14 protein-coding genes are annotated in these 13,291 nt (G+C 69.2%); 8 read left to right on the forward strand and 6 right to left on the reverse strand.

Going from position 1 to position 13,291, the window contains the following annotated elements:
- Positions 1-29: 29 nt before the first annotated feature.
- Positions 30-623, reverse strand: coding sequence for a short chain dehydrogenase (locus tag WDU93_RS07525; protein ID WP_337319170.1), 594 nt, complete (start codon positions 621-623; stop codon positions 30-32).
- A 60-nt stretch (positions 624-683) separates the two neighbouring features.
- On the opposite strand from WDU93_RS07525, the gene WDU93_RS07530 reads away from it, so the two are divergent.
- The 3 genes from WDU93_RS07530 to WDU93_RS07540 are packed head-to-tail and all read left to right on the forward strand — an operon-like array spanning position 684 to position 1,937.
- Complete coding sequence (locus WDU93_RS07530; RefSeq protein WP_337319172.1) at positions 684-1,064, forward strand: hypothetical protein; 381 nt, start codon at positions 684-686, stop codon at positions 1,062-1,064.
- Positions 1,061-1,495 carry a hypothetical protein gene (locus WDU93_RS07535; RefSeq protein WP_337319174.1) on the forward strand — a complete coding sequence of 145 codons (435 nt, stop codon included), beginning with the start codon at positions 1,061-1,063 and terminating at the stop codon, positions 1,493-1,495. The genes WDU93_RS07530 and WDU93_RS07535 overlap by 4 nt, the downstream gene beginning before the upstream one ends.
- The gene (locus tag WDU93_RS07540; RefSeq protein ID WP_337319175.1) at positions 1,461-1,937 is read left to right on the forward strand and encodes a GNAT family N-acetyltransferase; all 477 of its coding nucleotides are present in this window, start codon (positions 1,461-1,463) and stop codon (positions 1,935-1,937) included. Before WDU93_RS07535 ends, WDU93_RS07540 begins: the two co-directional genes overlap by 35 nt.
- A gap of 68 nt (positions 1,938-2,005) precedes the next feature.
- Here the strand turns inward: WDU93_RS07540 and WDU93_RS07545 are convergent, their stop codons facing one another.
- The 3 genes from WDU93_RS07545 to WDU93_RS07555 are packed head-to-tail and all read right to left on the reverse strand — an operon-like array spanning position 2,006 to position 7,703.
- A complete protein-coding gene (locus tag WDU93_RS07545) occupies positions 2,006-5,410 on the reverse strand; it encodes an error-prone DNA polymerase (protein WP_337319177.1) in 3,405 nt (1,134 codons plus the stop codon).
- Positions 5,410-6,978, reverse strand: a complete 1,569-nt coding sequence (locus WDU93_RS07550) for a DNA polymerase Y family protein (RefSeq protein ID WP_337319178.1) — start codon at positions 6,976-6,978, stop codon at positions 5,410-5,412. Before WDU93_RS07550 ends, WDU93_RS07545 begins: the two co-directional genes overlap by 1 nt.
- Positions 6,975-7,703 (reverse strand): hypothetical protein, encoded by a 729-nt coding sequence (locus WDU93_RS07555; protein ID WP_337319179.1) that lies wholly within the window; start codon positions 7,701-7,703, stop codon positions 6,975-6,977. The genes WDU93_RS07550 and WDU93_RS07555 overlap by 4 nt, the downstream gene beginning before the upstream one ends.
- Before the next feature lie 153 nt (positions 7,704-7,856).
- Between WDU93_RS07555 and WDU93_RS07560 the strand changes: the two genes are divergently transcribed.
- From WDU93_RS07560 to WDU93_RS07570, 3 genes are read left to right on the forward strand one after another with little or no spacing between them, the layout of a single operon-like run.
- Positions 7,857-8,339 (forward strand): A24 family peptidase, encoded by a 483-nt coding sequence (locus WDU93_RS07560; protein WP_337319180.1) that lies wholly within the window; start codon positions 7,857-7,859, stop codon positions 8,337-8,339.
- A gap of 47 nt (positions 8,340-8,386) precedes the next feature.
- Positions 8,387-8,602 (forward strand): response regulator, encoded by a 216-nt coding sequence (locus WDU93_RS07565; RefSeq protein WP_337319182.1) that lies wholly within the window; start codon positions 8,387-8,389, stop codon positions 8,600-8,602.
- Positions 8,592-9,209 carry a CYTH domain-containing protein gene (locus WDU93_RS07570; RefSeq protein ID WP_337319184.1) on the forward strand — a complete coding sequence of 206 codons (618 nt, stop codon included), beginning with the start codon at positions 8,592-8,594 and terminating at the stop codon, positions 9,207-9,209. Before WDU93_RS07565 ends, WDU93_RS07570 begins: the two co-directional genes overlap by 11 nt.
- 4 nt (positions 9,210-9,213) lie before the next feature.
- On the opposite strand, the gene WDU93_RS07575 is transcribed toward WDU93_RS07570, so the two are convergent.
- Both WDU93_RS07575 and lpdA read right to left on the reverse strand, forming a co-directional pair.
- Positions 9,214-10,428 (reverse strand): globin domain-containing protein, encoded by a 1,215-nt coding sequence (locus tag WDU93_RS07575; protein WP_337319186.1) that lies wholly within the window; start codon positions 10,426-10,428, stop codon positions 9,214-9,216.
- 146 nt (positions 10,429-10,574) lie between these two features.
- Positions 10,575-11,972: a dihydrolipoyl dehydrogenase gene (gene lpdA / locus WDU93_RS07580; RefSeq protein WP_337319188.1), complete on the reverse strand. Its 1,398-nt coding sequence runs from the start codon at positions 11,970-11,972 to the stop codon at positions 10,575-10,577.
- Positions 11,973-12,103: 131 nt separating this feature from the next.
- Between lpdA and WDU93_RS07585 the strand changes: the two genes are divergently transcribed.
- Positions 12,104-12,583 carry an FHA domain-containing protein gene (locus WDU93_RS07585; RefSeq protein WP_337319190.1) on the forward strand — a complete coding sequence of 160 codons (480 nt, stop codon included), beginning with the start codon at positions 12,104-12,106 and terminating at the stop codon, positions 12,581-12,583.
- Positions 12,583-13,269: a transcriptional regulator FtsR gene (gene ftsR / locus WDU93_RS07590; protein WP_337319192.1), complete on the forward strand. Its 687-nt coding sequence runs from the start codon at positions 12,583-12,585 to the stop codon at positions 13,267-13,269. The genes WDU93_RS07585 and ftsR overlap by 1 nt, the downstream gene beginning before the upstream one ends.
- Positions 13,270-13,291: the final 22 nt, after the last annotated feature.

Below are 13,291 nucleotides of genomic sequence, written 5' to 3' on the forward strand. Positions count from 1 at the left end.
TCACGCAGCTCGGATCGCGTCGACACGGGTCAGCCCACCGGGATGACGCGGCCGGTGCCGACACCCTCGACCGCTCGCACATAGGCGCGGCCGACCTCGTCGTCGCTGACCTGGGGGAACCCGGCGAAGGCATCGTGGTACCCGGTCGCCTCGGCGAGAACGCTCGGGCTGACGGCGTTGATGCGGATGCCGCGGGGCAACTCGGGGGCAGCGGCCATCACGTAGGCCTCCAACGCCCCGTTGGCCATCGAGGCGGCGGATCCGGTCGCGATCGCGTCGCGAGCGAGGATGCCGCTGGTCAGCGTCAGCGACCCGCCATCGGCGAGGTGGGGGATGCCGAGTCGCACGACATCGAGCTGCGAGAGGACCTTGCCGGTGAAGGCTGCCAGGTAGTCGTCGCGGGTGAGCTCGGTGACGGGACGGAAGGGCACAGAACCGGCGGCGACGATGATCGCATCGACGGTGCCCGTGGCATCCAGCGCAGCGGCGATCGACGCCTCATCGGTGATGTCGACGGCGGGATCGGTGGAGCGCCCGACCTCGATCAGGTCGTGCCGGGGGCGCAGAGCGGCGGCCGCAGCGGAACCGACATGTCCGCGTGCTCCGATCAGAAGGATCCTCATGATCACATCTTCTCAGCACCGGGGCGCTCTGCCTACGCGCGAGGAGCCTAGAGTGGGGTCATGGAGAGAACGCTCGTGGTCGCGGCCTCCGCTCCGGTGCCGCGCGGCAATCATGTCGAGATCGCGCAGGTGCGCGACGGCGAACTCGAAGCGGGCACGGTCGTGTCGGTGATCGACCTCGACCGGGGCATCCGTTACCGCCTGCGCGAGCTTTCCCGCGATCGCATCGATGTGTGGCGGGCGCACGTGCGCGACTGCACGGTCGTCGACACCCCCGGTGGTGCCATCACTCAACTGGTCGTGGCCACCGACGACCCGGCTGACTCGGCGATCGCCGCGCTGCGCGAGGCCGACGAAGCGGCCTCCGCCGCCACCGCGGAGTCGGAGCGCTGGGGCGGTGCCGACAAGCGGCCCGCCGAGGAGCCCGAGCGCTTCTGGTGAGCGGACCGGTCTCTCAGAACGGCTGGACGCCGGTGGCCGAGCCTGAGTTCTCTCGACGGCGGGATGCCGCGCGGGAGCGGCTTCGCGAGCGGCGCCGCCGCGCCGAAGGATTCGACACGCCGCTTCCCGACCTCCCCGACGGCGAGATGTGGCTGCATGACGACGGCCTCGCGGTGTGGATGCTCCGTGCGGATGACCGGTGGCGCGTGGGCGACATCGCTGTCGGCGACCACACGGCGGCGCAGGTCTGGGCAGCGCTGCTCGCGCTCGCGAAGAAGGAGTCCCTTGCCCAGACGGCGCTGTTCAGCACGTTCCTCGGCGATGGTGCTCTGGCCGAATTGCCGGCCGTGGCGGGAGCGACGCGAGTCGCGACGAAGATGCAGCGCCGCACGGCGGATGCACCCGCGCCCGCTGTGCGCGCCCGCCCCTGACGGATGCGGAGTACGACGCCTACCGGGCGGTCAGCACCGAAGCCTATGCGCGGGAGCTGCTGGACAGCGGGGCTGCCAGCGAACGGGATGCCGCACGGGAGGAGGCGGAGCAGAGCCACCACCGGCTGCTACCTCAGGGCCTGCACACCCCGGGCAACTGTTCTGGAGCATCCGCACGCACGATGACGCCGAGGCGGGCCTGCTCTGGATACACCTGCAGGAGGCGCAGGCGTACATCTACGACATCGAGATGCGGCCGTCGGTGCGCGGGCAGGGCTACGGCACGCAGACGCTGCGGTTCGCCGCCGAACAGGCGCGAGCGGCCGGGATCGACGTGCTCGCCCTCAACGTCTTCGGTCATAACGACGACGCCCGCCGCCTCTACACGCGCGAGGGTTTCATCGAGACGGAGATCGTCTGGTCGCTCGCCACGCCGCACTGATCCGCCGCTCTGACCTCGGCGGCTGACCTGCCCGCGACGCAATGCGGCGCGTGAGACGTCGGGCACGCTCATCGGAAGTCCCTGGAGCGATGCGAGAGCCCGGTGCGCAGATCTTCGAAGGCGTCGGCGAGGATGTTGATCACACCCTCGGGAGAGCGCTCCAGAATGCCGCGGATGATCAGCGCGGGAGAATCCCTTGCCACCCGGCGATAGCGGTTCCAGACTCCGGTGGAGCAGACCACGTTCACGAGGCCGTGTTCGTCTTCGAGATTGAGGAAGGTCACCCCGGATGCCGTCGCCGGACGCTGCCGATGCGTGACGATCCCGGCGACCTCGATCCGTCTTCCCACCTCGTGCTCGCGCAGCCCTGCTGAGGGCACCACGCCGCGGGCATGCAGCGCATCACGGAAATGCGCCATCGGGTGGTCGTCGGTGGAGACTCCCGTCGCCCACAGATCCGCAGAGAGTCGTTCATAGCCGGACTGATCGGCGAACAGCGGGGGCTGCACCGACACGGCAGTGCCTGGCAGGTAGCGGGCGCGATCCTCGGCCGCCGCGCCCGCCATCCAGATCGCCTCCCGGCGGCTGAGCCCCAGGCACTCGAAGGCGCCGGCGGTCGCGAGCGCCTCCAACTGGGCGGCAGTGGCATCCGTGCGGCGTACAAGATCGTGCAGATCGTGAAACGGTCCCCCCTGCTCGCGGGCAGAGACGATGCGTTCGGCGAGCTCCTGTCCGATGCCACGGATGCCGGAGAGCCCGAGTCGCACCGCGAACCGGCCGTCCCGGCGATGCGCGGCGGTCTCGTCGGGAGCGCCCTGGTCGAACACACCGGCGGCGGGCTGCGCCGACGCCAGACAGGCATCCAGCCCGGTGGGGCCGGCGGCCTCGCGGTCATCGAGGGGTTCCAGCCCGTCCATGGCGGCGGAGGCATGAAGGTCGGGGCGTCGCACCTGCACGCCATGTCTGCGGGCATCACCGGTCAGAGTGGAGGCCGAGTAGAAACCCATCGGCTGAGCACGCAACAGGCCGGCGAGGAACGCCGCCGGGTAGTGCAGCTTCACCCAGGAGCTGGCGTACACGAGCAGGGCGAAGGACAACGAGTGCGACTCGGCGAAGCCGAAGTTCGAGAACGCCTGGATCTGCGCATAGATGCGATCGGCGGCCTCGCCGGTGAGCCCATGCCTGGCCATGCCCGAGTACAGCTTGTCGCGGATGCGCTCGATCTTCTCGAGGCCTCGCTTGGAGCCCATCGCCCGGCGCAACAGATCGGCCTCATCGGCCGTGCAGTCGCCGAGCACCGTCGCCATCTGGATCAGCTGCTCCTGGAACACGGGGATGCCCAGCGTGCGCGCCAGCACGGGCTCGAGCACAGGATGCGCGTACACCACAGGCTCGGCACCGAGCTTGCGTCGCACGAACGGATGCACGGCGCCACCCTGGATGGGACCGGGGCGGATCAGGGCGATCTGGATCGCCAACTCATAGAACTCCCGGGGCTGCAGGCGAGGCAGCAGGCCCATCTGCGCACGAGACTCGACCTGGAACACCCCGATCGAGTCGGCTCGGCACAGCATGTCGTACACCGCCGGCTCCTCCTTGGGGAGCGACTGCAGAGTCCACGTCTCACCCGTGGTCTCGGCGATGAGATCGAAGCAGTGCTGCAGGGCGGCCAGCATCCCGAGCCCCAGCAGATCGAACTTGACCAACCCCATCCAGGCGGCGTCGTCCTTATCCCACTGGATCACCGTGCGCCCGGGCATTCGTGCATGCTCCACCGGCACCACCTCGCCGACGGGACGCGCGGTGAGCACCATGCCACCCGAGTGGATGCCCAGGTGTCGGGGCGCCTTCAACAACTCTCCGGCGTAGGCGAGCACATCCGGGGGGATGTCGTTCTCCTCCGCAGCCTCGATGCCGGCGCTCCAGCCGTCGACCTGCCGCGACCAGGCATCTTGCTGCCCGGGGGCGTGCCCCAGCGCCCTGGCCATATCGCGCACGGCGTTCTTCGGCCGGTACTGGATGACATTCGCGACCTGCGCGGCGCGCTCGCGACCGTACCGCTGATACACCCACTGGATGATCTCCTCGCGGCGATCCGAGTCGAAGTCGACGTCGATGTCGGGCTCTTCCTCGCGGGTGGTGGCGAGGAAACGCTCGAACGGTAGTCGGTACAGGATCGGATCGACGGCGGTGATGCCGAGCAGGTAGCAGACGGCGCTCGCCGCCGCCGACCCTCGGCCCTGGCAGAGGATGCCCCGGCGCCGGGCCTCGGCGACGATGTCGTGCACGATGAGGAAGTATCCGGGAAAGTCCTTCTCTTCGATCACCGCCAGCTCCCGTTCGATCCGGACGTGCCCCTCGGCATCCAGCCTCGGATACACCTCGGGAACGGCCTCCCACACCAGCGCCCGCAGATGAGTCATCGGCGTGCGCCCCTCGGGCACCTCCTGCCGAGGAAGGTCGGGCTTGGCGCGGCGCAGCGGGAAGGCGCAGTCGGCGGCGACCCGCAACCCCGCCGAGATCGCGCCGGGGTAGCGGCGGAACCGCTGGGTCATCTCGGCGCCGGTGCGCAGGTGGGCGCTGCCGTGCACGGGAAGCCAGCCGTCGAGATCATCCATGCTGCGGGTGGCTCGCACGGCGGCGACGGCCTCGGCAAGGCCTGCACGCTCGGGGGCGGCGTAGTGGACGTTGTTCGTCGCCAGCACCGGCAGCCGCAGCTCGGAGGCGAGGGTGGCGAGCGTGTCATTGCGACGGGTGTCGAGAGGGTCACCGTGATCGATGAGCTCGACCGCGACGTTCTCCTGTCCGAACAGATCGACCAGCCGCCGCAGCGGGGCCTCGGCGTCACCCTGTGCGAGCCCGCGACGCACACCGCCCTTGCGGCAGCCGCTGAGGATCATCCAGTGGCCGTCGGCGCTCGCCGCGAGATCGTCGATGTCATAGGCGGGACGCCCCTTCTCTCCACCGCGCAGCTGAGCCCTGGTGATCGCCCCCGACAGGCGGTGATACCCCTCCAGCCCGCGGGCGAGCACGAGCAGGTGGTCGCCGAGAGGATCGGGAACCCCGGTGCGTGACGGCGTCTGGGCGGCACCCGACTCACCCAGAGACAGCTCGGCGCCGAAGACGGTCTGCACCGCGGTCAGCTCCGCCGCCTCGGCGAAGCGGGCGGCACCGTAGAAACCGTCGTGGTCGGTGATGGCGAGGGCGGTCAGCCCCAGTGCCTCGGCCTCGGCGATGAGGTCTTCAGGCGATGAGGCGCCATCGAGGAAGGAGAACGAGCTGTGCGCGTGCAGCTCGGCGTAGGGCACGGCATCGACGGGGCGTGTGGCCGCCGGGGGAGCGGCCGGTGGGCGGTGTCTGCTCAACGGGCCGGGATCGAGCCGGAGCGTCGGAGGCTCGCCGGATGGCGCGGTCGGCGCGCTGAGTGTGCGTTCCAGCTCAGCCCAGCGCAGGCCGGGGTTGTGGAAGCCCATCAGCGATACCGTCCCTCTGCCCACCACATCCCGTCGGAATGCAGCACCAGCCAAGCCCGTTGTCGGCGGTCGAGCAGCTGGAACCGATGCCCAGAGCGGGCGCGGGTGGCATCCCACCTGTGCTCGCGCAGGGGCCACGGTCCTGCCCAGCCGACGATCTCCTCCTCGTCGAGCAGTGCGGGCACGGCCGACAGGGAACCTCGGGCGTCGACGGTGATGCTCTCACCCGTGGCGGTGGTGACCTTGATCGGTCGCAGCGGTGAGAACACCTCGGCCGGCAAGGGCCCGGGAAGGCTGCCCGGCCAGGGACGTGCGGGGTCGCGCTCGAGCACCGAGCGTTCACCCCAGGGGGTGAATACCTGACGATCGGCGAGCAGGCGCCCGCCGGAGACCGCTGCGGTCACGACGCCCTGGTGGCCGAGCAACGTCTGCACCCGCGAGACGGCATGATGCAGGCGTTCGTCGGTTCCCGCTCCGAACAATCCCGGCTGATGGTGGGCGGCGTCGTCCACGGCTGCGGGGATGATTCGTACGCCGACGATGCCACGGAAGGCGTGAGCGGCATCGTCATCGGCCGATGCCTCTTTCGTGACCAGAGCCTCGAGTTGCCAACGCACTCGGTCGACAAGATCAGCGGCGTCGAAGCATGTCGGGTGCAGCCACGAGCGCGAGGTCACCCGACCGTCGTCGTCGGTGAGGTCGATCCGCGCCTCGGTGCACACCACGGAGGCATCGGCGAGGGCGAGCAACACGGCATCCGCCGTCTGACGCACGGCGAAGGCGATCTGATCGGCCTGCCCGAGAGGGGAGTCGAACTCGACCTCTCTCGCCAGTTCAGGATCGGGAGGGCGCGGCGTCAGAGGGCGAGAGTCGGCGCCTCCGGCCAGAGCATGCAGTCGTGCCCCGTGCTCGCCGAAGCGGGTGCGCACCTCGAGTGCGCCCAGGGCTGCGAACCCACCGAGGGTCGACACCCCGAGCCGGAGGAGCAGGCTCGCGAGGTCATCGTCGCCGAGTACCTGCACGGGCAGGGGAGAGAGGAACTCCGCCGCCCGCCCCGGTGGGACGACCCGCCACGGCACCTGCTCGGAAGCCGCCCCGGTAACCGTGGCTCGTGCGGCGATCTCGGCCGTGAACACGCCGTCGGCGATGCCGATGCGCGCCTCAGGCAGCCCCTCGGCGGCCAACGCCCCGGTGAGCGCCTGCGCCGATTCGACCTCGCCGCCGTGATACCTGGTGACGCCTCGGGAACGCAGCACCGCGAGCCCGGGGCGGATCAGGTGCACGCCGGGGGAATGGGAATCGATGAGACGGAGCACGGGCAGGAAGGATCGTTCCTCCTGCTCGGCATCGGAGGGGAGCAGCTGCAAGGAGGGCAGCAACCCCTGCGCCATCCGTCGGCGCTGTCCCACCCGCACGCCGTGGGCACGAGCGGAGGCGGTGCAAGCCACCACGATGTTGCCCCTGGTCAGCGCGGTCGGCGGGTGCGGGGGTGGTGTCCCCAGCGCGGCGCGCAGCGGCCAGTCGGGAAACCACAGGGCATGCACCCGTAGAGCAGACGGTTCGGTCATCCGGCGGCCCTCCAGGCGGCGGGCAGCTGTGGTTCGGGGCGCGAGTCGTAGGTCACGGGAGCGGATTCGACCCCGCCCAGGCTGCCGGGGAGGCGCAGGCGCAGACTCTGCGGGCGCGGAGTATGCCTGGTCTGCGCCGTCACCGTGACCGTGCGGTCGGAGAGCAACCCCCACCCTTCACCGATCCCCTCCCACTGCGGGTCGTGGAGGGTGATCAGCCCTTCGCCCTGCGGCCAGGGGGAGGTCGTCAGCAGGGTGCACCCGCGATCGCGCAGTCGGGCCGACAGGCGGGCGGCGTCGGCATCACGCACCCGCGAGGCGGGGTTCATCGCGATCAGCGGCACCACTTCGGCCAGTGCCGAGACCACGGCCAGCCAGCGCTCGCCGGGGGAGGGGACGAGGATGAGGCGGGACAGATCGACACCCGAGGCCGAGGCGGCCTCGAGGCCGAGCGTGGGCATGCCCACAGCCGCGCACCAGGAGCCACGGCGGGAGACGGCACTCATGAGCGCGAACAACAGGCTCGGCGAGGGGGAGACCGAGTAGACGACACCCGTCTGCAGACCCTGCCCCGGCAACAGGTCGGACAACGCTGGATCCAGCGGCAGCACCGGATCATCGCTGCGCCGCCGCTGCATCCGCCCGATCTCGCGACGCAGCCGGAGCACCTCTCCCGCCCGCTGATCGGCGGGGGAGAGCGTCGGCAGAGCGCTCATGTTCGGCATGCATCCATCCTCGAAGAAACCTTCGAATAGTTCAAGTCCACTTCGAACGCTAGTTCGCACATCCGACATTGGCGTGATCGTGTGGATCCCGCCTGTCGAGCCGTTCTCCACAGGCCGTGCGCGGGCGTCGTCGCGATCGCCTAACCTGCGTGCATGCCCTTCACGATCACCACCCACGGCGTCATCGTCGTGCTCGTGCACCTGGTGCTCGCGATCATCGGCATCCGCCTCATCGTCATCGACGCGCGCACGCACCGGCTACCCAACCGCATCGTCCTGCCCACGCTGGGGGTTCTCGTGCTGCTCGTCGTGCTCGAGGGGGTGCTCACCGGTGACGGCGAGCGGATGCTGCGCGCCCTGCTCGGCGGCCTCGCCCTCGGGGGCTTCTACGCGATCATGCGCCTGGCCAGCAGGCAGGGCATCGGTGGCGGTGACGTCAAACTCGCCGCCGTGATCGGCGTGGTGCTGGCCTGGCACGGATGGACGACGCTGCTCGTCGGCGCGCTGGCGGCGTTCTTCCTCGGCGCGGTCTACGCGCTGGTGCTCATGGGGATGAAGCGCGCGAACCGCTCCACCCGCATCGCCTTCGGCCCGTGGATGATCATCGGCGCCGTGCTGGCCATCGCCGTCACCTGAGCCGCGCCGTGCCGGGGGATGTCGCCGCCCTGCACTATGGTGAGCACATGGCACTCGCGCGACTTCATGGCGGCCCGCTGGACGGGCAGATCCTTCCCCTCGACGACGTCGAGCAGGACACGCTGATCGTTCCCTACAGCGAAACCCAGATCATCTATCGCCGTGGCGGCGAGGCGACTCACACCGGCGCGAACGACGGCCCCACCGAGGTGGGCTTCTGGTTCACCGAGTCCAGCGACGACATCGTCCCCGGTGACGACTGAGCCGCACCGCGCGTTCGAGATCGAGCGCAAGTACGACGCGGATGCCGACACGGCGCTGCCGGACTGGTCGGCACTTCCCGGAGTGACCTCGGTCACAGGAGGGGAGGAGCGTGCTCTCGACGCGCGCTACTTCGACACCGAGGATGCCGCGCTCGCTCGTGCCGGCGTCGCGCTGCGTCGCCGCACCGGTGGCTCGGACGCCGGATGGCACATCAAAGGCCCTCGCACCGGCGATGGCCGGGTGGAGCTGGGCTGGCCTTTGGATGACGACGGGCGCCTGCCCGATGCCGTCGCCTCCGTGATCGCGCAATGGACGAGCGCCGAGCTGCACCCCCTGGCGCGCATCGAGAACGACCGCACCGCGTACCACCTGCTCGGGGAGGACGGCATGATCGCCGAGTTCGTCGACGATCAGGTCACGGCCACCGATCTGCGTGACGGTGTGCAGCGCGTCTGGCGTGAGTGGGAGATGGAGCTGGGCCCCGCGGCACCGGCCGACCGGGAAGGGCAGCAGGCGTTCTTCGCCGCCGTGGAGCGTGCCGTGCACGCCGCCGGCGGGCGAGCCCCGTCCTCCGGATCGAAGCTCGCCCGCGCGCTCGGTTACTGACGGGTCAGGCGGCGTCGGGGTTCTGCGCCCACAGGTCGGGACCGAACACCTCGTAGTTGATGCGTTCCGCGGGCACGCCGCGGGCGATCAGCTGAGCGCGCATCGCCTGCATGAACGGCAGCGGGCCGCACATGAACACCGTCGCGTCGACGGGCAGATCGACGGCGCTGAGGTCCATGAGGCCGCCCAGTGCAGGGCGCAGCGTGGGCGCGGCATCGGCATCCTGCTCGTACCAGTTCTGCGCCACGGCGTCTTCCATCGCCAGCACCTGACGGCGCAGCGACGAGTACAGGGCGTGGGTGTCGTGCGCGCGATCGGCGTGGAAGAGGCGCACGGTGCGCTGCGGCTGACGACGGGAGAGGTCTTCCAAGATCGCTGCGACCGGAGTGATCCCGATGCCGGCCGAGACGAGCACCAGCGGGCTGTCGTTGTCGTCGAGAATCACATCACCCGCCGGCTGGGACAGGTCGAGCACAGTGCCCGGTCGCGCATTCTCCGCGAGCCAGGTGGAGACCTGGCCTTCCGGGGTGCCGTCGACGCCGCGCACGCGCTTGATCGTCACGCGTAGCGAATCCCCGCGTGGACCGGACGAGATCGTGTACTGGCGCGGCTGTCGGCTGCCGTCCGGCAAGTCGACGGCGATCGCTACGTACTGACCGGTGTGGTGCGCCGGCACTTCGCCGCCGACGGGTGCGAGCAGCAGCGAGAAGACGTCGTCCGATTCCTCGAAGCGCTCCACCACGCGGTATTTCCGCCAGGGCTGCTCGGGGTCGGTGCCGCCGAGGGCGTACAGGCGGGCTTCCTCGGCGATCAGGGTCGTGCCGAACAGCCAGTAGACCTCTTCCCAGGCCATGCGTACCTCGGGGGTGACGGCGTCGCCGAGCACCGTGCCAACGGCATCCATCAGGTGCTTGCCGACGATCGTGTACTCGCGCGCCTTGATGCCCAGCGACACGTGCTTATGCGCGATGCGACGCATCACCGGCGAGAAGTCCGGAGCGTCGGGATCGATCAGCTGCACGGCGAAGGCGACGACCGACGCGGCCAGGGCCTTCGGCTGCTCGCCGACCGCCTGGTTCGCTTGGTTGAACACGCGCAACAGTTCCGGGTGCGCGGCGAACATGGCGGGATAGAACACCGCGGTGATCTGCTCGGCGTGCTCGGCGACGACGCCGGCGGTGGCGCGGACGATGGCCTCGGATTCAGGGGAGAGCTGCATGGGGATGCCTCTTTCATTCGGAGTGGCTGCTTCCAGCCTTCCCATCCCCGGCGCCCGGCGCCCCGTTTTCCACCGTGGAAAAGTGTGCTGCTTACAGACGAGGGCCCGACCCGCCTGCGGCGGATCGGGCCCTCGAACTGATCTGATCAGAAGTTGATCATGTGCCCGGCGAGGCCGTGGAAGCCCTCCTGCAGCGCCTCCGACAGAGTCGGGTGCGTGTGCACGTTACGGGCCAGCTCAAGGGCGGTGAGGTCCCACTTCTGCGCCAGCGTCAGCTCGGGGAGCAGCTCAGCCACGTCCGGGCCGATCATGTGGGCCCCGAGCAGTTCGAGGTGCTCGGCGTCGGCGATGAGCTTGACGAAGCCGACCGGCTCACCCAGGCCGTGTGCCTTGCCGTTGGCCATGAACGGGAAGGTCGCGACCTTGATCTCGTGACCGGCATCCTTGGCCTGCTGCTCGGTGAGGCCGAACGAGGCGACCTGCGGCGACGTGAACGTCGCACGCGGCATCATGCGGTAGTCGCCGAGCGTCATCGTCTCGGCCTTGCCGATCGTCTCGGCGGCCACCACGGCCTGCGCCTCGGCCACGTGCGCGAGCTGCAGCTTGGCGGTCACGTCACCGATGGCGTAGATGCCCTCGACGTTGGTGCGCATGTGGTCATCGATCGCGATCGCGCCGCGGTCGGTCAACTCGACGCCGGTGTTCTCGAGGCCGAAACCGCTCACGTTCGGCGCGAAGCCGATCGACATGAGCACCTTGTCGGCCTCGATCTGGCCCTGCTGGCCGTCCTTGGCCGTGTAGGTCACGGTGACCGAGGAGCCGTTGTCGACGACCGACTCGACCTTGGTGGAGGTGAGGATGTCGACCCCGAGCTTCTTGTACTGCTTGGCGATCTCCTTCGACACATCGGCGTCCTCGTTGGGAAGGGCGCGGTCGAGGAACTCGATGATGGTGACCTTCACGCCGTAGTTCGTCATGACATAGGCGAACTCCATGCCGATGGCTCCGGCGCCGACGATGACGATCGACTTCGGCAGCTCACGGCTGAGGATCTGCTCCTCGTAGGTGACGACGTTGTCGCTCAGCTGCACGCCGGGCAGCAGGCGTACCGTCGAGCCGGTGGCGATGATGACGTTGTCGAAGGTGATGTCCTCGGTGCTGCCGTCGGACTTCGCGACCGAGATCGACTTCGGGCCGGTGAACGTGCCGCGCCCGTCGTACTCGGTGACCTTGTTCTTCTTCATCAGGAAGTGGATGCCTTTGACGCGGCCGTCCGCGACCTCACGGCTGCGGTCGAACGCCTTGCCGTAGTCGAGTGTGAAGTCACCCGAGATGCCGAAGAAATCGGCCTGGTGGGTGAGCGTGTGCGCGATCTCGGCGTTCTTCAGAAGCGACTTGGAGGGGATGCAGCCCACGTTCAGGCAGACACCGCCCCAGTACTTCTCTTCGATGATCGCGGTGGACAGACCGAGCTGTGCGCTGCGGACGGCGGCGACGTATCCGCCAGGGCCCGCGCCGAGGATGACGACATCGTAATGTGGCATGCCTCCAGCCTATCGTTCTGCGACGGGCGTGCGGGCGTCGCCGAGCGAACGGATGGCGAGCGAAAAGCGCTGATCGGCCTCCCGAGCACCCGAGCACATCGGATAGGGTGGTGAGCCGAGGAGGGAACCCCGTGACAGACAGCACCCCGAGTGGCGCAGGCGACGCCATCCACCGCAGCGGCGAGCAGCGCCACGATGTGACGCAGACGTTCGGCCACGATTCCGACCTGTCGTTCGTGCCGTTCGGAGTCGAGTTGACCGACACCGAGCAGCAGGCGATCGCCGCACTACCCTCCGGCTCTGCCCTGCTCCTCGTGCGTTCCGGCGCCCTGGCGGGAGCCCGCTACCTTCTCGACACCGACGTGACGACCGTGGGTCGCCACCCGGACGCGGACATCTTCTTCGACGACGTGACCGTCTCGCGTCGTCATGCCGAGATCACCCGGTCGGGTTCGGCTTTCGAGATCATCGATCAGCGTTCGCTGAACGGCACCTATGTCAACGGGGAGCGGGTCGACCGCAACATCCTCGAGAACGGCTACGAGCTGCGCGTCGGGAAGTTCCGTCTGAACTTCTTCGCCTCCCCGATCGACCTCGCGGCGAACTCCTGATGGTGCCGGCCGGCGCCCGGGATCGCATGGCGCCCGCGGGGCTGCTGAGCATCGGACAGGTCCTCGCGCGCCTGACTCCCGAGTTTCCGCAGCTCACCTCGAGCAAGTTGCGCTTCCTCGAGGCGCAGGGCATTGTCACGCCATCGCGCACCGAGTCCGGCTACCGCAAGTTCTCGCCGTCTGACGTCGAGCGGCTGCGTGCCGGCCTCACGCTGCAGCGCGACCACTACCTGCCGCTGAGCGTCATTCGTGAGCACCTCGACGAGGCCGAAGCACGCGGTGACGGGTGGGCCGACATCGCCCCGCCATCGATCGCGCCCGCGCCCCGCCGCTATCGCCGCGACGAGTTGCTCTCCAGCACCGGTGCCACCGCTCCGCTGCTCAACGACACGATCGCCGCCGGCCTCATCGTCGCGGGGGACACGTACTCCGAGCAGGCCGTGATGCTGCTGCGCGAGCTCGTCGCGCTGGGGCGCCACGGCATCGAGCCGCGGCACTTGCGCACCTTCCGCCAGGGGGCCGAGCGCGAGGTCGCGTTGATCGAATCGGCTCTCTCGTCGCTGCTGCGCCGGACGGATGCCTCCTCCCGGGGCCGTGCGGGAGAGCTTGCACCTGAGATTGCCGGAAGGATCGACGCTGTGCGCAGCCTGTTGGTCAAGCAGGCGCTCGCGCGGCTGCTCACCTGACGCGACGAACTTTCGTAACGAA

The sequence above is a fragment of the Microbacterium istanbulense genome, assembly GCF_037204145.1.
In the GTDB taxonomy this organism is placed as follows: Bacteria; Actinomycetota; Actinomycetes; order Actinomycetales; family Microbacteriaceae; genus Microbacterium; species Microbacterium istanbulense.